Origin of the sequence: Stenotrophomonas maltophilia, from assembly GCF_013464915.1 — a bacterium.
Taxonomy (GTDB): domain Bacteria; phylum Pseudomonadota; class Gammaproteobacteria; order Xanthomonadales; family Xanthomonadaceae; genus Stenotrophomonas; species Stenotrophomonas maltophilia_AT.
In genome coordinates, this window is record NZ_RAVT01000007.1 from 1 (window position 1) to 19015 (window position 19015).

General features: G+C 68.2%; 17 protein-coding genes. 6 read left to right on the forward strand and 11 right to left on the reverse strand.

Annotation, left to right across the window (positions count from 1 at the left end; all coding sequences use genetic code 11):
* Positions 1-23 precede the first annotated feature (23 nt).
* The 9 genes from D7T59_RS02980 to D7T59_RS03020 all read right to left on the reverse strand — a co-directional run bounded on the left by D7T59_RS02980 (position 24) and on the right by D7T59_RS03020 (position 9717).
* Complete coding sequence (locus tag D7T59_RS02980; RefSeq protein ID WP_180851012.1) at positions 24-767, reverse strand: hypothetical protein; 744 nt, start codon at positions 765-767, stop codon at positions 24-26.
* 35 nt (positions 768-802) lie between these two features.
* On the reverse strand, positions 803-1492 hold the full coding sequence (locus D7T59_RS02985) for a DUF4124 domain-containing protein (RefSeq protein WP_180851013.1): 690 nt from the start codon (positions 1490-1492) through the stop codon (positions 803-805).
* 43 nt (positions 1493-1535) lie between these two features.
* Complete coding sequence (tsaC, locus tag D7T59_RS02990; protein WP_106548898.1) at positions 1536-2126, reverse strand: L-threonylcarbamoyladenylate synthase type 1 TsaC; 591 nt, start codon at positions 2124-2126, stop codon at positions 1536-1538.
* A 128-nt stretch (positions 2127-2254) separates the two neighbouring features.
* Positions 2255-4756 (reverse strand): DNA topoisomerase I, encoded by a 2502-nt coding sequence (locus D7T59_RS02995; RefSeq protein ID WP_180851014.1) that lies wholly within the window; start codon positions 4754-4756, stop codon positions 2255-2257.
* Positions 4757-4948: 192 nt separating this feature from the next.
* Positions 4949-5881, reverse strand: coding sequence for an RDD family protein (locus D7T59_RS03000; RefSeq protein ID WP_180851015.1), 933 nt, complete (start codon positions 5879-5881; stop codon positions 4949-4951).
* Between the two features lie 49 nt (positions 5882-5930).
* On the reverse strand, positions 5931-6689 hold the full coding sequence (locus tag D7T59_RS03005) for a pilin (protein ID WP_164136771.1): 759 nt from the start codon (positions 6687-6689) through the stop codon (positions 5931-5933).
* Positions 6690-6728: 39 nt separating this feature from the next.
* Entirely contained in the window at positions 6729-7202 is a 474-nt protein-coding gene (locus tag D7T59_RS03010) for a DUF494 family protein (protein ID WP_005411195.1), read from the reverse strand.
* Between the two features lie 43 nt (positions 7203-7245).
* The gene (gene dprA, locus D7T59_RS03015) at positions 7246-8373 is read right to left on the reverse strand and encodes a DNA-processing protein DprA (RefSeq protein WP_180851016.1); all 1128 of its coding nucleotides are present in this window, start codon (positions 8371-8373) and stop codon (positions 7246-7248) included.
* A gap of 210 nt (positions 8374-8583) precedes the next feature.
* Entirely contained in the window at positions 8584-9717 is a 1134-nt protein-coding gene (locus D7T59_RS03020; RefSeq protein WP_180851017.1) for a LysM peptidoglycan-binding domain-containing protein, read from the reverse strand.
* Positions 9718-9843: 126 nt separating this feature from the next.
* Between D7T59_RS03020 and def the strand changes: the two genes are divergently transcribed.
* The 5 genes from def to D7T59_RS03045 all read left to right on the forward strand — a co-directional run bounded on the left by def (position 9844) and on the right by D7T59_RS03045 (position 15887).
* On the forward strand, positions 9844-10356 hold the full coding sequence (def, locus tag D7T59_RS03025) for a peptide deformylase (RefSeq protein ID WP_164136768.1): 513 nt from the start codon (positions 9844-9846) through the stop codon (positions 10354-10356).
* A 120-nt stretch (positions 10357-10476) separates the two neighbouring features.
* A complete protein-coding gene (fmt, locus tag D7T59_RS03030; protein WP_164136767.1) occupies positions 10477-11400 on the forward strand; it encodes a methionyl-tRNA formyltransferase in 924 nt (307 codons plus the stop codon).
* Positions 11401-11403: 3 nt separating this feature from the next.
* Entirely contained in the window at positions 11404-12735 is a 1332-nt protein-coding gene (gene rsmB, locus D7T59_RS03035; protein WP_180851018.1) for a 16S rRNA (cytosine(967)-C(5))-methyltransferase RsmB, read from the forward strand.
* A 23-nt stretch (positions 12736-12758) separates the two neighbouring features.
* On the forward strand, positions 12759-14480 hold the full coding sequence (locus tag D7T59_RS03040; RefSeq protein ID WP_180851019.1) for an ArnT family glycosyltransferase: 1722 nt from the start codon (positions 12759-12761) through the stop codon (positions 14478-14480).
* Between the two features lie 117 nt (positions 14481-14597).
* Entirely contained in the window at positions 14598-15887 is a 1290-nt protein-coding gene (locus tag D7T59_RS03045; protein WP_180851020.1) for an O-antigen ligase family protein, read from the forward strand.
* Here the strand turns inward: D7T59_RS03045 and D7T59_RS03050 are convergent.
* Both D7T59_RS03050 and D7T59_RS03055 read right to left on the reverse strand, forming a co-directional pair.
* Entirely contained in the window at positions 15860-16981 is a 1122-nt protein-coding gene (locus tag D7T59_RS03050) for a glycosyltransferase (RefSeq protein WP_180851021.1), read from the reverse strand. The genes D7T59_RS03045 and D7T59_RS03050 overlap by 28 nt on opposite strands.
* A gap of 43 nt (positions 16982-17024) precedes the next feature.
* Positions 17025-17843: a glycosyltransferase family 2 protein gene (locus D7T59_RS03055; protein ID WP_180851022.1), complete on the reverse strand. Its 819-nt coding sequence runs from the start codon at positions 17841-17843 to the stop codon at positions 17025-17027.
* On the opposite strand from D7T59_RS03055, the gene D7T59_RS03060 reads away from it, so the two are divergent.
* On the forward strand, positions 17842-18900 hold the full coding sequence (locus D7T59_RS03060) for a CDP-glycerol glycerophosphotransferase family protein (RefSeq protein ID WP_180851029.1): 1059 nt from the start codon (positions 17842-17844) through the stop codon (positions 18898-18900). The two genes, D7T59_RS03055 and D7T59_RS03060, sit on opposite strands and share 2 nt — an antisense overlap.
* Positions 18901-19015: the final 115 nt, after the last annotated feature.

Sequence of the window (19015 nt, forward strand, 5' to 3'; positions counted from 1 at the left end):
GCGGCCGGCACTACCGGTGGGTGTCACCCCGGAACCGGGCAGTTGCTGGCCTCCAGCACGCCCTGCAGCCGTTCCCGCTCGCCCCGTGCGGCGTCGCGGTTCTCCGGCGTGGCGAACCGCTCGCGGCCGCGCGCATCGCGGAAGCGCTGCTGCCAGCTGCCGCAGCGCTGTGCTTCGGGCAGTTCCTCGCAACGGTCGCGCACGACTTCACAACCTGCTGCATTCATGGGTGTGACCCCGCCCAGGCCCTGTACCGCCATCGGTTCGCAGCGACCGGGTGATGCCTCGTACTCGTGCAGATAACCACCGCCCTGTCCGTCGGTGCACTGGAAGATCGGAGGGAGTGGTGGCTTCGGTGGTCCGTTGCCTGCTTCGGCACGGGCGTCGGCATCACGGCGCAGGGTCGCACTGTCGAGAATCTGGTTGCCACCTTCGCGTTCAACCATTCCCGCTTCCATGATGGTGCGCCCTTCGTCCGCGCGCCTTGGTGCCGTTCCGGCCGCAGGCACTGCAGCGGGCCTGGTCGGCGCTGCGGCGGGCGCCTCGGTGGCAGCGAGTGCTGGCGCCTGGGGCGGCGCAGCCACCGCCGGCGGTGCGCTGGCCGGCTCGGGCACCCGCAGCACCTGTTGCTTGCTGCCGGACGGGCAGGGCGTGCGCTGCAGGGTCGGTATGTCGCTGTTGCTGGACGTGCAGCGGTACACCACGCCCGCTTCGGCCAGTGCCGTGCCGGGCAACAACGCCAGGGCCAACCAGATCAGTCTGTTCATGCACACAGCGTACAGTCTGCGATGCAGTGTTGCGCTCAGCGCTGGCAGTCGCGTGACAGGCGCGCGTCGATGCCACGCTGCTCGTTGCTGATGGCGGTGCGCTCGCTCTGCAGTGCGCTGTTGTAGCGACGATCCAGTTCCCAGCGGCGGTCGCGCAGGCGCGCGCAGACCTCCTGTGGCGGCAGCGCGTGGCAGCTGTCGCGCACCAGTACGCTGCCGGCCGGGACCTGCACGCCTACGCCGACGGCGGGCGGCCGGTAACCTGCACCCTCGCCGACCGGCGAACCGATCGGTGTGCCGATGGCCGGGCGCGGACCGGGGTAGGCTGGGCCCCGATGCCCGTGTGGCAGCCAGACGCTGGTCCACAACGGCACCCAACGCGGATTGCCCTCGTTGCTGTCGCTGGTATAGCGCTGGCCGTCGTCGCGCACGCATTCGTACAGCGGCTGCGGCGGTTGGATGTAGACGTGGCGGATCTCGCGGTCACGCATCACCGGAGCTTCGCCCGGCGGTGCGGGCGTCGCATCGCTGCGCACCACCCGCGGCGCTGGATCGCGCGGGCGCTGCAGGTCGCGGACTTCCTGGCGGCCGCTGTTGCAGGGCGTGTCCTGCAGGGCCACGGCGCCGTTGCTGGCGACGCAGCGATAGACCCGCACATCCTCGGCGGCCGGTGCCATCGATGGCAGCAGCAGGCACAGGCCCAAGGCGGTGCGCAGCAGGTTCATGACGGCAGGGTGCGCGATTGTCCGGTGCAGCGCAATCGGCCGCTCAGGAGCGCAGCACGTTGCCGCTGAGCGCGTCGCGGATCGGGGTGGGCTGGGCCAGGCCGCCGGTTTCGCCATCCAGGATGCCGTCGAGCAGGCGCAGCAGGCGTGGATCCAGTTCTTCGCGGCGGCGTGCCGGTGGCTCGCCGGCCAGGTTGGCACTGGTGGAAACCAGCGGGCCTCCCCAGGCACGGCAGAGTTCGGCCACCAGCGGGTGGGCGCTGATGCGCACGGCGATGCCGCTGTGCTCCCCGGTGACCCACGGCTGGGCACGGGGTCCGGCCGGCAGGATCCAGGTGTTGGCACCGGGCCAGCTGGCCAGCACTGCGCGTTGGCGTGCATCCGGCAGCGCCTGCAGGCGCACCCAGCCTTCCAGCTGGGGCAGTTCGGCGGCAACGAGGATCATGCCCTTCTCGATCGGTCGCTGTTTCAGTCGCAGCACCATGTGCACCGCCGCCTCGTGCGAAGGGTCACAGCCCAGGCCCCAGACCGCTTCGGTCGGGTAGGCGATCACGCCGCCCGCGCGGAGCGTGGCGACAGCAGAGTCCAGGGTGAGTTCTTTCATGGCGGCGACCGGCCCGGCGTGGGCCTTCATTATCCCCCTGCAGCGTGCACAGCGGGTGGTGGGTGCCGGTTGGTAGTGCCGGCCGCDGGCCGGCATCTGTTGTGCCCGGGTTGCCGGCCAGCGGCCGGCACTACCCTTCATCCACGCAGGGCGTGGATCTACCTGGCTGCCTTCTTGACGGCCTTCTTGACGGCCTTCTTGGCCGGCGCCTTCTTCGCGGCAGCCTTCTTCACCGCCTTCTTCACCGCCTTCTTGGCCGGTGCCTTTTTCGCGGCAGCCTTCTTCGGCGCGGCTTCCTTCTTCACTGCCGCCTTCTTGGCCGGAGCCTTCTTCGCAGCGGCCTTCTTGGCGCCGAAGCCCTTGCGCACCGGCTTGCCGGTTTCTTCCATCAGCTGCTGCACTTCGGCCAGGGTCAGCGATGCCGGCTCGCGATCCTTGGGGATCTTGCCGTTCATCCTGCCGTCGCTGATGTACGGGCCGAAGCGGCCGTTCAGCACCTGGATGTCGCTGCCCTCGAACTCCTTGATGATCCGGTTGCGCGCGATCTCTTCCTTCTCTTCGATCAGGAACACGGCGCGGGCCAGGTCGATGGTGTACGGGTCGTCTTCCTTCTTCAGCGAGGCATAGGTGCTGCCACGCTTGGCGAACGGTCCGAAGCGACCGATGCCGACGCTGACCGGCTCGCCGTTGTCCTCACCCAGTGCGCGCGGCATCAGGAACAGCTCCAGCGCGTCTTCCAGGGAGATGGTGTGCATCGACTGGCCGGGGCGCAGCGAAGCGAACTTCGGCTTCTCCTCGGCATCCTCGGCGGTGCTGCCGATGGCGGCATACGGCCCGAAGCGGCCCAGCCGCACGCTGACCGGCTTGCCGGTCTTGGGGTCGGTGCCGAGCTCGCGCGCGCCACTGGCCTCGGCGCGGTCGACCGATTCCTTCTTGTCTTCCACCAGCTCCTTGAACGGTTCCCAGAAGCGCGACATCAGCGGGATCCACTCTTCTTCGCCACGCGAGACGGCATCGAGCTCGTCCTCAAGCTTGGCGGTGAAGTCGTAATCCACGTACCGGGTGAAGTGGCTGGACAGGAACTTGGACACCGCACGGCCGACGTCGGACGGGCGGAAGCTGCGGCCTTCCATTTCCACGTACTTGCGGAACAGCAGGGTCTGGATGATCGAGGCGTAGGTCGAGGGACGGCCGATGCCGTACTCTTCCAGCGCCTTCACCAGCGCCGCTTCGGTGTAGCGCGGCGGCGGCTGGGTGAAATGCTGTTCGGCCTGGATGCGTTCCAGCGGCACGCGGTCGCCGGGCTTCATCGCCGGCAGCTTGCGGCCTTCGTCCTCGTCCTCGGCGCTCTTGTTGTCCTTGCCTTCCTCGTACACGGCCAGGAAGCCGGGCACGACCACCGTGGTGCCGCTGGCACGGAACACGTGTTCGCTGCCGGCCGACAGGTCGACGCTGACCGTGTTGAGCGTGGCCGGAATCATCTGGCAGGCCACTGCACGCTTCCAGATCAGTTCGTACAGGCGGCGCTCGTCGTCGGTGAGGAAGCGTGCGACCTGGGCCGGGGTGCGCAGGGCCGAGGTCGGGCGTACCGCTTCGTGCGCTTCCTGGGCGTTCTTCGACTTGGTCTGGTAGGTGTTGGGCTGGTCCGGCAGCGAGGCGATGCCGTAATCGCGGGCGATCACATCGCGGATCTCGGCCAGCGCATCCTGCGACAGGTTCACCGAGTCGGTACGCATGTACGAGATCAGGCCGACGGTGCCTTCGTCGCCGATCGCCACGCCTTCATACAGCTTCTGCGCCACCTGCATGGTCTTGCGGGTGGTGAAGCCGAGCTTGCGCGAGGCTTCCTGCTGCAGGGTCGAGGTGGTGAACGGCGGCGCCGGGCGGCGCTTGCGCTCCTTGCTGGCCACGTCGGTGACGTGCAGCGAACCCTGCGCGGCCTGCTGGATGCGCAGGCGCGCCGCTTCAGCGGTGTCGCCATCGGTGATGGTGAACTGCTCGAACTTCTGCCCGTCCAGCTTGATCAGCTTGGCGTTGAAGTGCTGCGAGGGGTGCGCGCACTCGGCGGCGATCGACCAGTATTCGCGGGCGATGAAGGCTTCGATCTCTTCCTCGCGCTCGACGATCATGCGCAGCGCCGGGCTCTGCACGCGGCCGGCGGACAGGCCGCGCTGGACCTTGCGCCACAGTACCGGCGACAGGTTGAAGCCGACCAGGTAGTCCAGCGCGCGGCGCGCCTGCTGGGCATCGACCAGGTCGCTGGCGATCGCGCGCGGCTGGCTGATGGCTTCCTTGATGGCGCGCGGGGTGATCTCGGTGAACACCACGCGCTGCATCGGCTTGTCCTTGACCAGCCCGCGTTCCTTCAGGATCTCGGCGATATGCCAGCTGATCGCCTCACCCTCGCGATCCGGGTCGGTCGCCAGCAGGATGTCGTCGGCGCCCTTGGCGGCCTTGGCGATCGCATCGACGTGCTTCTCGTTCTTGTCGATCACGTCGTAGTGCATGGCGAACCCGTTGTCCGGGTCGACCGCGCCTTCCTTCGGAATCAGGTCACGCACATGCCCATACGAGGCCAGGACGGTGTAATCCTTGCCGAGGTATTTGTTGATCGTCTTGGCCTTGGCCGGCGATTCGACGATGAGCAGGTGCTTGGGCATGGCAGCAGGGTCTGTGGGGCGAACCGTGGGGAAGGGGCCGCTAGGGTGGAGCAAATGGCCGCATTAGTGAAGCGGCCACGCGCAAATCCATAAACTGAACGCCCGGTAATGTGCCGGGCGTTCAGGTTCACCTTATTAGAGGAATCACGCCCGGCCAGCCCGTGTCAAGCAGCCAGGCGTGAGGATGGCCGTTCAGGAGGCCATCTTGGCGATGAAGCCGACCGCGAACACCAGCAGCGCCAGGCCCGCCAGCGACAACAGGCCGGTCAACACCAGCACCAGCACGGTGACGGTGCCGAGCTCGCGGCGCTGCAGGTGGGGCTGGTCGGTGTAGGCCCAGCGGTCGACCACCAGGGTGTCGCAGATCATGTCGTGCAGGCCCTGCTTGCGCTCGGTGAAGGCCGCCATCAGGAAACCGATGCCGAGGGTGAAGCTGCTCAGCAGCATGGCCCAGTAACGACCGAACGCGCGGGCCTTGGACAGGCGCTCGCCGTTGCCGCGCACGACCTTGATGCCCACCGCCATCTTGCCCAGCGTGGCGCCGCCCTTCGAGGCATGGAACCAGGTGTAGTACGCCATGCCGATGGCGAAGTTGATCAGTGCACTGGCCAGCTGCGCCACGATCTCGATGGCCGACTCGTCACTGCCCACCGCACCCATGCCGGCGCCGAGGATCACCCCGAGGATGACACCGATGATGCTGCCGGGGATGACCAGCACGAAGTAGTCGATCACGTAGGCTGCCACGCGCTTCCAGAAGCCCGCATAGACGACTTCGCCGCCGACCACCGGCTGCGCATGGGCGCCGGCATCGAGCGCTGCCGGGGCACTGTAGGGCGAGCTGCTGAGGGCACCGGTGCCGGGCAGTGGCGCGGTACCGTTGTCGATGGCCGCATAGTCGTTGTGCAGATCGAAACCGCCACTGCCTGTGGCGGTACTTGCATCGGCCAGGGTCTGCAGCCCGAGCTCGTCGACCACTTGGCGCAGCGCCGCCCACTGGTCCATGCCTTCGCGCCAGACCAGGGTGTCCAGGTTCAACTGGCCGCGCTGGAAGCGCTGGCGGATCTCCTGCACCGGCAGCGGGCCCTGGCGCTGCTGTCCTTCGGCGTAATACCACTCAGTCATTGCATGTTCCCTGTTGGATCGTCCATGGAGGTGCTGGCATGCGCGCGGCTCAGCCGCGGCACGACGGCGGCAGGTACTTGTCGTCGCTTTCGCCGCTGCATTCCCAGCGGCCACTGTCACGGTCGTATTCCAGCCACAGCAGGTCGCCGTCGATGCCCTTGCCCGGTACCGCCAGCGTTGCTTCGATGCCGCAGTGGCCGTTGTTGAAGCGGCCGATGTTCACGGCCGACAGACCCGCCTGGGCGAAGTCGCCCGGGGCCGGGAAGCCGGCGTCGTTGGCACCCGGGCAGCGGCCTTCGTCATCGGCGAAATGCTGCACCTGGTCCTTCAGCGGCTGCAGCGCGGCCACGGCGCCGGCGACTTTGCTGCGCACGGTGTAATCCTTGTAGGCCGGCAGCGCGATCGCGGCGAGGATGGCCAGGATCGGCACCATCACCAGCAACAGGCCACCACCGATGATGGCGGTCAGCGCACAGCCGGACAGCTTCTTTTTCGGTGCCGGCAGGACGGTGGCCGATGCACTGGTGGCGTAGGGCGTGGACGCCGGCAGTACCGGCGGCTGCGGCGGAGGCGGTGCGACAGGTTCCGGTTCCGGCTCGGGTTCGACCGGCGGTGCGGCGGCGTCCAGCGCCGGCACGATCAGGCCGAGTTCGTCCACGACGGTGCGCAACGGCTGCCATTGCGGCAGGCCGTCGCGCCAGACCAGGGTGTCCAGGGTGATCTGGTTGTTGCGGAACAACTCGACCAACTGTTCCGCCGGCAGCGGACCTTGCTGCCGGTTGCCTTCTGCATGGAACCACTCGCTCACGGGGACGCTCCTGAATGCGCTATGCCCCCAAGTGTACGGTCAGTGCAGGGGTTCTGGCTCGTCCATGAACATCTGCGTCTCCATCCAGGCATAGGCCGCTTCGGAGCCAGGCTGGTTGAACAGCACCATCAGCACGACCCATTTCAGGTCGTCCAGGTCCAGTTCGTCCTGGTCCAGGGCCATCGCCCGGTCCAGCACCAGCTCGCGCTGGTCGGCGTCGAGGATGCCGTGCTGTTCCAGGTACAGCAGGAAGCCGCGGCATTCCACGTCCAGCTTGTCCAGCTCGGGGCCGTGGTAGACGCGCACGGGGCCATCGACCCGTGCCTGGGCCACGCTCGGCCGCTGCGCGGCCAGGGCGTCGAGCCAGTCGAACGCCTTGTTGATCTCGGTTGGGCTGAAACCGGCCTGGATCAGGCCGTTCTGGAGCGAATCGCGGTCACGGATCAGGTCCGCGTCTTCGCTGAAATAGTGTTCAAACAGGTACAGCAGTACGTCCAGGATGCTCTCTTTCATTGCCCCTCGGCCTGCGTCGCGCGACGCTGTGGAGGTGAAGAAACTAGGGAGTTCGACAGTAGCGGCCGTGTACGCACACCACGATTCCCGCCAGTTCCATGGCCAGCAGCATGGAGGACACCTGGGGCGCCGTCAATCCACAGCACGTGATCAGTGAATCCATACTGCTTGGGTTGTGGTCCAGGGCCCGCCACAAGCACTGGTAGTCAGGGTCGTCGGCCCAGCGCGCCGGCAGGAGCGCCGGCGGTGCCTGTTCAGTGGGGGTGCCCAGCCGTGATTGCAAGCCCGGCAGCTGCTGGCGAAGGGCAGGGGCCAGCAGTTCCAGCACTTCCTCGGGGCGTTCCACCAGTGCGGCCCCTTCACGGATCAGCCGGTGGCAGCCCGCTGCGCGTGGGTTGAGTACCGAACCGGGCAGGGCACAGACCTCGCGGCCCGCCTCGGCAGCCAGCCGTGCGGTGATCAGGGCGCCGGAGCGCTGCGCGGCCTCGACCACCACCGTCGCCAGCGCCAGCCCCGCCACCAGCCGGTTGCGCGCGGGGAAGTGGCCTGGGCGTGCTGCTGTTCCCGGCAGGTACTCGCTGAGCACCGCGCCCTCGGTGGCGATCCGACCCTGCAACTGTTGGTGGCTGTCCGGATAGGCCCGGTCAGGGCCGGTCCCGATCACCGCTACGGTGCAGCCGCCGGCCTCCAGTGTGGCCAGGTGGGCGGCCGCGTCGATGCCGGCCGCCAGGCCACTGGTTACCGCCAGCCCTGCCTCGACGAAGCAACTGGCAAAGCGCGCGGCCAGCGCCCTCCCTCCCGGGGTTGGCGAGCGGCTGCCGACCAGCGCCACCGAGGGGCGCCAGGCCAGGCTGGGATCGCCCGCCACGAACAGCGCCAGCGGCGGGTTCGGGACGTCCAGCAGGGGCGGCGGAAAGGCCGCGTCGGCGAAGGACAGCAGATGGTGGTCGTCGCCTTCCAGCCAGTGCCGTGCCACGGTCCAGGCGCGGGCGTCGGGGCGTTCCAGTGCAGCGCACTGCTCTGGCGTGCAACCGTGCGCGCGCCAGTTCGGGGCGCCCTGCGCGATCGCAATCTCCGCGCTGCCCGCGGCCTGCAGCAGGGCCCGCCGTGGCCCCAGCGCGCCGCCTGCCATCACCAGGCGCAGCAGCGCCTCATCCACCTGTCTGGTCATTCCCCCACTATCGGCCGGATACAACGAAGGCGCCCTAGGGCGCCTTCGCATGTGACCGTCAGGGTTTGCCGGAGACCGCCCCTGCAGGGGCGACTGTCAGTCGACCATCGCGCGCAGCGCGGGTGTTTCCGGGCATCTGGACGAAGAGCAGTCGACCAACAGCCGACTCTACCCAGCCGACTCTACCCAGCCGACTCTACCCAGTCGACTCTACTTCGCGTCCGGGTGCAGGGCGTTGTACCCCACGCGCACCGGCTTCACGCCCTGCATCACCAGCGCGTAGCTGACATTGTCGAAGGTGCGGAACACCATGGCATGCGCCGCGTACTCGTCCGGCAGCGAGACCCGGCCGGCGCCGGTGCTGAGCGAATCGTCCGAGCGCGACGAGTTCGGGTACTTCATGCGGTGCGCCACATGGCGGCCCGGGCGCCACAGCGAGAACACGGTTCCATTGTCCACGCCCTGCGTGCGACCAGCCGAAATCGCGATCACGTCGCGGGGGCCGCCGGCGGTGAACATGTCGGTGACGGCCAGCACGCGTACGTCGACGCCCTCGACACCGGCGGCGGGGACGTGGGGCACGAACTGCAGGTCGTACGGCCTGGCCTCGACCGGCACCAGGCGGTCGCCGGCACGCACCTCGCGGCCGCCTTCGTTCTTGTCCAGCACCAGGGTGGACGCCTCGACCTTGCCGCCGGCGACATGGGTGATGGTGCCGGTGGCGACCTGGGCCAGTTCATAGCCGAGTACGCCGCGCCGGTGGTTGGGTGCGCTGTAATCGCGCCACAGGTTGCCGCTGCCCGGGGTGACGTCGCCGTTGGCGGTCAGGTCCTCGGTCGGCTTGGGCTGGGCGTAGCGCACGGTCGGGCGGACGACCGCCCAGCGCTGCCCCACCTGGGCGTCGGCCAGGCGCACATAGACGGCGTGGCCGCTGGTGGCGCGCAGGCGTTCTTCTTCCAGGCCGGCCACGTAGGGCAGCTGCTCGATGCTGTCGACCACGCTCAGCTGCTTCAGGAACGGCTCGACCTGGGCCAGCGGAATGGCGTCGATCGGGGCCTCCTGGCGTGGGCCGGGCTGGGCCGCCACGGTCACCCGGTCCAGATAGGCCAGGCTCAGGACGTCACCAGGATAGATCAGGTGCGGGTTGGCGATCTGCGGATTGGCCTGCCAGATCTCCGGCCACAGCCACGGCTTCTGCAGGAAACGTGCGGCGATATCCCACAACGTATCCCCTTTTCGGACCACATAGGTGTCCGGGTGCCCGCCATTCACTTCCACGGCGGTAGCATAGGCAGCCACGGTCAGCATCGCCGCGGCGACGACCGTACGAAAACGAAGCAACATAGGTGTGAAGCCCTGATTCCCCAACAGGTCCGCGCACTATAGTCCAGAAACCGGGGCGCAAGGCAAGCGTTGGAGCTAGAATCTGCGACGTATGCCGGCGTGCCGGCCCCCTATCCGGAAACAGCCATGGCCCTTCTCCCCATTCTCGAGTTCCCCGATCCGCGCCTGCGTACCAAGGCCGCGTTGATCGAAGCCGCCGAAGTCACCACGCCGGCCTTCCAGGAACTGATCGACAACATGTTCCTGACCATGTACGACGCCCCGGGCATCGGCCTGGCCGCCACCCAGGTGGACGTGCACAAGCGCTTCATGGTCATCGACGTCAGCGAAGAAAAGAATGAACCGCAGGTGTTCATCAACCCGGAAATCGTCGCCAAGGACGGGGGCCGGGTGTACCAGGAGGGTTGCCTGTCGGTCCCGGGCATCTTCGCCGACGTCACCCGTGCCGACACCATCACCGTGAAGTACCTGGACCGCAACGGCCAGGAACAGCAGATGGAAGCTGGCGAAGTGCTGGCCACCTGCATCCAGCACGAGATGGATCACCTGGACGGCAAGCTGTTCATCGACTATCTGTCGCCGCTCAAGCGCGAGATGGTGCGCAAGAAGCTGGCCAAGCAGCGCAAGCACGTGGCGTGATCGCCAATCCGGGCCACCCTTCGGGTGGCCCGTGCCTGCGCGGCTCGCGCGGGCTGTACGGCGCCGGCCGACGGCGCCGTTTTCTTTCCTGCACGAATCCATCCTGCAAGTGGGGTAGCCATGAGGATTGTCTTTGCCGGTACGCCGGAATTCGCGGTGTCGTCGCTGCGCGCGGCTGCGCGCCACCATGAGGTCGTGGCCGTCTATACCCAGCCTGATCGCCCGGCCGGCCGTGGCCGTGGCCTGGCGCCTTCGCCGGTCAAGCTCGAAGCCGTGGCCCGTGGCATTCCGGTCTACCAGCCGGAGTCGCTGAAGGACGCGGCCGCCCAGCAGCAGCTGCGCGACCTGCAGCCGGACCTGATGGTGGTGGTGGCCTATGGCCTGATCCTGCCCAAGGCGGTGCTGGCCATCCCGACCCATGGCTGCTGGAACGTGCACGCTTCGCTGCTGCCGCGCTGGCGCGGCGCAGCGCCGATCCAGCGTGCGATCCAGGCCGGTGACACGAAGACCGGGGTGTGCCTGATGCAGATGGAGGCTGGCCTCGATACCGGCCCGGTGCTGCTGCACCAGGAACTTCCGATCGCCGCCACCGATACCGGCGGCCAGCTGCACGACAAGCTGGCCGAGCTGGGCGCACAGGTTCTGTCCGATGGCCTGGGCCTGCTGCGCGCGGGCATCAAGCCGATCGCGCGGCCGCAGCCGGAACAGGGCGTGACCTACGCGCACAAGCTGGACAAGGCCGAAGCCAGGCTGGACTGGGCGCAGGACGCCGGCGCGCTGGCGCGTACCGTGCGCGCGTTCAATCCGTGGCCGATCGCCGAGGCGACGCTGGCCGGTGAACGGGTGCGCATCCATGGCGCGGTGGCGCTGGAGGCGGACCACGGCCAGGCACCGGGCACCGTGCTGGCCGCCGGCCGCGACGGCATCGACATTGCCTGTGGCCAGGGCGCGCTGCGGCTGCGCGTGCTGCAGCGTGAAGGCGGCAAGGCGATCACCGCTGCCGACTACCTCAACGCTCGCCGCGACCTGCGCGTGGGGGCATAAGCGGTGTCCAAGCAGAACGATTTCTCCGTCGCCAAGGCGGCACCGGGCGCGGCCACGCGCATGCTGGCCGCACGCGTGCTGGCACAGGTGTTCACCCGTGGCCGTTCGCTGAAGGCCGAACTGGCCTGGGCACTGCCGAAGCTGGCCGACAGCCGCGACCGCGCGCTGCTGGAAGCCCTGTGTTTCGCTGTGCTGCGCCGTCGCAGCACCTATGACGCGGCCTTGCAGGCCTGGATGCAGAAGCCGCTGTCGGCGCGCGATGCCGACCTGCGCACGCTGCTGATGGTGGGCTTCGCCCAGCTGGACGTGCTCGAGCTGCCTGCGCACGCGGCGCTTTCGGCTACGGTCGATGCGGCGCGCGCGCTGGGCCGTGAGCGCCAGGCAGGCCTGGTCAACGCGATCCTGCGCCGCGCCCAGCGCGAGGGGTTCCCCGAACAGCCTGCGCGCGACGCCTTCCCGGAATGGTTGGCTGATGCGATCGAACGCGACTGGCCGGCGCAGGCCGAAGCGATCTTCAGTGCCAGCCTGCAACCCGCGCCGTTGTGGCTGCGTGCCAACCGCCAGCACGGTGGTCGCGACAAGGCCCTGGCGACGCTGGCCGAGGCCGGCATTGCCGCTGAACCCACTGCACTGTGCGCCGATGCGCTGCGCCTGGCGGCCCCCGTTGCGGTGAACCAGCTGCCGGGCTTCGGCGACGGTGCACTGTCGGTGCAGGACCTGTCGGCGCAATGCGCGGCCGATGCGCTGGCACCCGCGACCGGTGCCCGCGTGCTGGATGCCTGCGCGGCACCCGGCGGCAAGTCGGCGCACCTGCTGGAGCGTGACCCGAGCCTGCGCCTGCTGGCGCTGGATATCGACGCGCGCCGGCTCGCGCGTGCGCGTGACACCTATACCCGTACCGGTGTGGGCGAGCATGCGCAGACCCTGGTCGCCGATGCCAGCGATCCCGGCTCGTGGTGGGACGGCGTGCCGTTCGACGCGATCCTGCTGGATGCGCCGTGTTCGGCCACGGGCGTGATCCGCCGCCAGCCGGATGTGATGTTCCACCGCCGCGCCGAGGACATCGATGCACTGGTGGGCGTGCAGGCGCGCCTGCTGGAAGCCTGCTGGTCGATGCTGCGCCCGGGCGGCGTGCTGCTGTATGCCACCTGCTCGATCCTGCGCGCCGAGAACATCGATCAGGTGCGTGCGTTCCTGAAGTGGCATCCGGATGCCGTGGCGCAGCCGCTGGGCGACGCATTCGGCGTGGATTGCGAAGGCGTGGCACGCCAGCGACTGCCGGGTGACAACGATGCTGACGGTTTCTTCTACGCGCGTCTGATAAAAGCAGCCTGACCCCCGCTGCCGTTTCGAGTCCCATGCTGAAAACCCACGCGTCGCGCCAGACGTGGTTGTTCGTGGTGGTGGCCCTGCTGGTGCTGGGGGCCGGTCTCGGTCTCCGCGATCCGTGGCCCTCTGACGAACCACGCTTCGCGCTGGTGGCCAGGCAGATGGTCGACAGCGGTTACTGGTTGTTCCCGCATCGCGGTACCGAGCTGTATTCGGACAAACCGCCGATGCTGATGTGGTGGCAGGCCTCGCTGTACGGCCTGGTTGGCCACTGGCGCGTGGCCTTCCTGCTGCCCTCGCTGCTGGCCGCACTGGGCACGCTGTGGTGCGTGGTCGACCTTGGGCGCCGGCTGTGGACGCGCCAGGTCGGGCTCTACGCCGGATGGGCACTGCTGTTCGCGCTGCAGTTCACCTTCCAGGCGAAGAAAGCGCAGATCGATCCGCTGCTGGTGCTGTTCATCACCCTGGCCAACTACGGCCTGCTGCGCCACCTGCTGCAGGGCCCGGCCTGGCGCTGGTGGTGGCTGGGCTGGTTCTTTGCCGGTATCGGGGTGATCACCAAGGGCGTGGGCATGCTGGCGCTGCTGATGATCGTGCCGGCGGCCATCGCTGCAGCCCTGCAGTGGCCGCGTGTTTCCCTGCACGCGCGCGATGGCCGCTTCTGGCTGGCACCGCTGGCCTTCCTGCTGGCGGTATCGCTGTGGATGGCGCCGATGCTGCTGGCCGCGCTGGGCACCGGGTCGGACGAGTACCGCGCCTACATCAACGACATCCTGGTGCGGCAGACGGCCCGCCGCTACACGCAGTCCTGGGACCATCACCAGCCGTGGTGGTACTTCTTCGGCGTGATGCCGTCGATGTGGATCCCGGCGTTCCTGGCGCTGCCATGGGCGATTCCCGCATGGCGCAGGCGCCTGCACCGACGTGACCCCCGCTACCTGCTGCCGCTGGCCTGGTGGGTGCTGGTCGTGCTGTTCTTCTCGATTCCCCAGGGCAAGCGCGATGTCTACATCCTGCCGGCGCTGCCGATGTTCTGCCTGGCGCTGGCACCGCTGCTGCCCGGGCTGCTGAAGCGACGGGATGTGCAGGCGGTACTGGGAGGGTTTGCCGCGTTGCTGGCACTGGGATTGAGCCTGGTCGGGGCGCTCGCGTTGCTGGGTGATCCGCGCTTCGAGGTGAACCTTGCCCATGGACGCGGATTGCCGCCCGGTGCGACCGATGCATTGGCGTGGACGATCCTGGCGATGGGGCTCTGGGGGGGCTTGAGCCTGGTGGTGACCGGCTGGCGTCGAAGCCATCTGGCGCTGGTATCGACCCTGGCCGTGGCCTGGGTGCTTTACGGCCTGTTCGGCTACCCGTTGCTGAATGATTCAAGCTCTGCGCGTGGCCTGATGCGTGACGTCGGCACGCGTCTCGGGCCAGACGCGGAACTGGGGCTGGTGGCCTGGAAGGAACAGAATCTGCTGATGGCGGACCGCCGCGCGGCGACCTTTGGATTCGAGAACCGCTGGCATGAGCAGCTGCAGGCGGCCGTGCGCTGGCAGCGCTTGTCGCCCCGGCATCGCTGGTTGCTGGTGAATGACGATGCCATGCAGGGGTGCATTGATCGTTCGCAGGCGGAGATGGCCGGCATATCCAACCGCCGTCGCTGGTGGCTGGTTCCCGCCGGGGCGGTGTCCGGGGCCTGCGTGCCAGACCTGAAGGAACTGGAGCGCGAGTACCGGCTGCAGGGGCCACCGGATGCGGACTGAACGAATGAGCGACGAACATGGCCAGTGTGCGTCAACCAGCGGCCTGCTCTGTCCTAGAATGAGGGCCGCTCCCGGCACCGTGCCGGTCTATCGCCATCGACCTGCCGACCGCACCACGTGACTCCGCTTTCCCCGCCTACCTCCCGCACGACGGGCCTTCTGGCCGGCGCCTACGCCGTGGTGCTGGGGGCGTTGCCCACGCTGCTGATGATCACCATGGAGGGCGGCAGCGCGGGGTTCTACCTGGCGATCCTGCTGTCGGTCGTCCTGCTGCTGGTACCCTCGGCTGCTCCGCGCCTGCTGCCCGGTTCCGCCCGGCGTTATGCGTGGATGGGCATCGGCATGGGCGTGATGCTGGCCGGCGTGCTGATCAGCCTGGGCGTGCATGGCATCTGGAAGGGATCGGAGGTCGAAAAGGCCGCGCGCCTGTTGTCGATGCTGCTGATCCTGTTCGCCGCGCTGCGGGTGCCGCGCAGGATCCTTGCGCGGGCGATGCTGGGCACCCTGCCCGCGGTCTGGTCGGCAGCAGCCATCATTGGCTGGTTGGCGCTGGAGACCGGCGTGCGGCCTGCCACCCAGCAGTTCAATGCGGTGACCTACGGCGACCTGACCCTGTTGTTCGGTGTGCTGAGCCTGATGTCGCTGGGCCTGCCGGTGACCCGTTTCACCCGCATCGAAGCCACGTTGAAGCTGCTGACCGGCATCCTTGGCCTGGTCGCATTCCTGTGGACGCAGACCCGTGGTGGCCTGCTGGCGATTCCCTGCTTCCTGCTGATCGGCCTGCTGGTGATGGGGCGCCGGCTTGGCCGGATGAAGATCCTGCTGGGCCTGGTGCTGGCGGCCGGTGTCGGCATTGTCGCCACCCATGATGGTGCGCTGCGCGATCGCATCGATGCTGGCGTGAGCGAGTATGGCGATTGCAGTGCCGACCACCTGGCCGATACGTCGGTCTGCATCCGCCTTCAGTTGTGGACCGCGGCTGGCTACATGATCCGCGAGCAGCCAGTGTTCGGTGTCGGTGGCGGCGACCGCTTCCGCCAGGAACTGGAACGACTTGCCGGACAGGGCAAGGTGTCGGCGATGGTCGCGCGTGATTTCGGCGAGACCCACAACGACCTGCTGTATTTCCTGGCCACCTACGGCGTGCTGGGGGGGCTTGGCCTGGTGCTGGTCTACGTGGCCCCTGCGCTGGTGTTCGTGCCACGCCTGTGGCGTGGCGACGAACGGTCGCGGTTGCATGCCGCGGCAGGGTTGAGCATCTGCGTGGCATTCGCCGTCTTCGGGGTCACCGAAATGATGCTGCGTGACATGCGAACCGCCTCGTTCTATGCCGCCTGGGTTGCCCTGCTGCTGGCCCTGTCCGAGCCGCGCCGGGCAGATCAGGCTGAGGCCAGCGCCGCTTCGTAACTGGCCAGGGTCGCCCCGGCGAAGGTCTGCAGGCCGAACTCGCGCTCCGCATGGCGGCGGGCGGCCATGCCCATCGCCGGCAGCGCCTGGCGTTGTTCATACATCGCCTGCACCTGCGCGGCGATGGCGGCCACGTCGCGTGTGGGCACGACCCAGCCGTCGACACCCTGCTCGATGTTTTCCGGCAGCCCCGCGTAGTCGCTGACCAGCATCGGCCTGGCGCTGGCCATCATTTCGCGGCAGGCGAAGGAGATCGTTTCGATGTCGTTGGACAGCACGAAGCCGACGTCGCCGGCGGCGATCAGTGGGCGCGTATCGGCCAGCAGGCCGGTGAAGTGGACCTGCGCGGCGACGTCACCGAGGGCCTGCACCTGCGCGCATTGCTGCGCGTTGGGCAGGTGACCGGCGACTGCCATGTGCACATGCGGGCGGATCGCGTCGGGGAGCAGGGCAATGGCCTGCGCCAGGTCGATCCAGCCCTTGTAGTCATCGGTGCCGGCGTTGCTGACCAGCAGCAGCGCATCCGCGTCCTGCGTCCATTGCTGCCGCATCGCCTGGCCGGCGTCGGCCGGCAGCGGTGCGAAGCGGTCCAGGTCGACGCCGTTGCGGACCACATCGATCGGGCAGCGTCGGTAGGGGCCCTGCTCGAGCAGGCGCCCGGTGTGTGCCGAAACCGCAATCACGCGGTCGGTGGCCCAGCGTGCACGGAAGGCATTGCCCAGAGTGTTGGTCGGCTTGCTGTTGTGCTTGGTGAGGATGATCGGCGGGCGGCGCATGCCGAGCAGGCCCTGCATCACGAAGCGGTGATCGCGTGCGCCGTTGACGTGGACCAGGTCGATGCCCTCGTCCTGCACCAGCCGGCGCAACGCGCGCTGTTCGGCCAGTTGTTGCGGCAGGGTCGGCAGGCCGCTGCCAAAGGCCATCGGCAGCGGAGTGGCGATTCCTTCCTCGGCCACCGTGCGCAGCAGGCGGCTGTCGGCGGGGGCTGCGACATGGAGCGTGTGCTGGCCATGCAGGGCTCGCGCCAGCGACACGATGTACGTGGTGTGGCCGCCACCGTCGCCGTAGTGGAAGTTGGTGTACAGGATTTTCATGGGGGATCTTCAGGCAACGCGTGGCAAGTGTGACACAGCCGGCTCAGGGCCGTTCCACGGGGGCCGGAGGATCGGCCACCGCCTGGCCGTTGCCCAGCATCCACAGCATGATGGTCTTCTGCCGTACGTAGTTGGCACGCACATAGGCATAGACCAGGCCGTGCCAGCCGTCGCGGAAGCCGCCGCGGAACAGGAAGCCGCGCCAGAACCGCCAGGCCGGGGCCAGCACCAGCTTGCCCAGCGTGGCCCGCTTGCCACGCGCGAACTCGTGCTCGGCCATCATCCGCGCATATTTCTCGGTCTTGGCCAGCTGCTGCTGCAATGATCGATAGGGGTAGTGGATGAGATCGCCGCGCAGGGTGCCGACCTTGCCATCGACGCTGGCCGCCTCGTGGATCTCGCGCTTGCCGCGCCAGCCGCCCTGGCGGCGGTCGAACAGGCGCATCACCCGGTCCGGGTAGGCATTGCCGTGGCGCAGGAACCTGCCAAAGTAGTTGGACAGGCGGGCGAAGCGGTAGCCGGCGTGGCCGGCGAAGCCACCGTCACGGGCCTGTTCGATGGCCGTACGCAGCTCGGGGCTGATGCGCTCGTCGGCATCCAGGCACAGTACCCAGTCGTGGCTGGCCTGCTCGACGCAGAACGCCTTCTGGCTGCGGAAGCCCTCGAACACCCGCTGCAGCACGCGGGCACCGGCCGCCTCGGCGATGGCCACGGTGGCATCGGTGGACTGCGAGTCCACCACCACGATCTCGTCGCAGAAGGCCAGCGAGGCCAGGCAGTCGCCGATGCGCCCGGCCTCGTTGAACGCGATAATGCACGCCGAGATGCGAGGCCGTTCGATGGGAGCGGTCGTGGAGGACATGATGGCCGGGTACCTGTTGTTTGCGACGGAGCGCTATGCGCTGCCTATTCTCGCCCCGTTGGCGCAGGCGTTGCACGCGTCCGGGCAGGAGGTTGCGGCCTGGTTCGAAGGCGGCGCGGCCGGCGGCAGCCTGCCGGGGGTGCCCAACATCGGCCTGAAGCAGGCCCTGGCAATGCGCCCGCGGGCGGTGTTCAGCGCGGCCAACTGGGTGCCGACCTTCCTTTCGGGGGCCAAGGTGCAGCTGTTCCATGGCTTCAATGTGGAAAAGCGTGACAGCGCGCGCGGCCACTTCCGGGTGCGCGGCATGTTCGACCTGTACTGCACGCAGGGGCCGGCCACCACGACGCCGTTCCGCGAGATCGCGGCCCAGCAGGGCCACTTCGCGGTGGCCGAGACCGGCTGGCCGAAGCTGGACCCGCTGTTCCGCGATGACGGTGGCGAAAGCGCCGCACTGCGCGCGCCGGCCGGCGGGCGTCCGGTGATCCTGTTCGGTTCGACCTTCACCGAGCGCCTGAGCGCTGCCCCGCATCTGCTGGAGCCGATCGCCGCCGATATCGCCGCCGGTGAGCGCTACTGGCTGCTGACCCTGCACCCCAAATGCCCGCCGGAACTGTTCGAGCGCTACCGCGCGCTGGCCGGTGCCAATGCCCGCTTCATCGAGCCGGAGCAGGTGATGGCCGCGCAGCGTGCCGCCGATGTGCTGGTGTCGGACACCTCATCGATCGTTTCGGAGTTCATCGTCCAGCACAAGCCGGTGGTGACCTTCCGCAACCGCGTGCCGAAGCCGCACATGATCGATTTCGACGATGCCACGCAGCTGCCGGCGATGCTGCAGCGCGCGCTGCATCCGGACGCCGCGCTGCAGGCGGAAATCGTGCGCTACGCCGATGCCATCCACCCGTACCGCGATGGCCTATCCAGCGAGCGGGTGATCGCGGCCACCGAGGATTTCCTGTCCGGGGAAATGGGGGTGCTGCGCCGCAAGCCGTTCGGGAGCTGGGTGCGCGACCTGCAGATCCGCAAGGATCTCGGCTATTGGGGGCCGTCGCAGCGCTGATCGGAGAGATGTAGAGCCGAGCCCATGCTCGGCTGAGGCAAGCCGAGCGTGGGCTCGGCTCTACAGCAGATCCACGCCATGCGTGGATGCACAGCCCCGCTCGCGGTAGTGCCGG

Coding starts and splice junctions, on each gene's coding strand:
- D7T59_RS02980 (WP_180851012.1), bottom strand. CDS start 767: ATGAACAGACTGATCTGGTTGGCCCTGGCGTTGTTGCCCGGCACGGCA.
- D7T59_RS02985 (WP_180851013.1), bottom strand. CDS start 1,492: ATGAACCTGCTGCGCACCGCCTTGGGCCTGTGCCTGCTGCTGCCATCG.
- tsaC (WP_106548898.1), bottom strand. CDS start 2,126: ATGAAGGCCCACGCCGGGCCGGTCGCCGCCATGAAAGAACTCACCCTG.
- D7T59_RS02995 (WP_180851014.1), bottom strand. CDS start 4,756: ATGCCCAAGCACCTGCTCATCGTCGAATCGCCGGCCAAGGCCAAGACG.
- D7T59_RS03000 (WP_180851015.1), bottom strand. CDS start 5,881: ATGACTGAGTGGTATTACGCCGAAGGACAGCAGCGCCAGGGCCCGCTG.
- D7T59_RS03010 (WP_005411195.1), bottom strand. CDS start 7,202: ATGAAAGAGAGCATCCTGGACGTACTGCTGTACCTGTTTGAACACTAT.
- dprA (WP_180851016.1), bottom strand. CDS start 8,373: ATGACCAGACAGGTGGATGAGGCGCTGCTGCGCCTGGTGATGGCAGGC.
- D7T59_RS03020 (WP_180851017.1), bottom strand. CDS start 9,717: ATGTTGCTTCGTTTTCGTACGGTCGTCGCCGCGGCGATGCTGACCGTG.
- def (WP_164136768.1), top strand. CDS start 9,844: ATGGCCCTTCTCCCCATTCTCGAGTTCCCCGATCCGCGCCTGCGTACC.
- fmt (WP_164136767.1), top strand. CDS start 10,477: ATGAGGATTGTCTTTGCCGGTACGCCGGAATTCGCGGTGTCGTCGCTG.
- D7T59_RS03040 (WP_180851019.1), top strand. CDS start 12,759: ATGCTGAAAACCCACGCGTCGCGCCAGACGTGGTTGTTCGTGGTGGTG.
- D7T59_RS03050 (WP_180851021.1), bottom strand. CDS start 16,981: ATGAAAATCCTGTACACCAACTTCCACTACGGCGACGGTGGCGGCCAC.
- D7T59_RS03060 (WP_180851029.1), top strand. CDS start 17,842: ATGATGGCCGGGTACCTGTTGTTTGCGACGGAGCGCTATGCGCTGCCT.
- D7T59_RS03055 (WP_180851022.1), bottom strand. CDS start 17,843: ATGTCCTCCACGACCGCTCCCATCGAACGGCCTCGCATCTCGGCGTGC.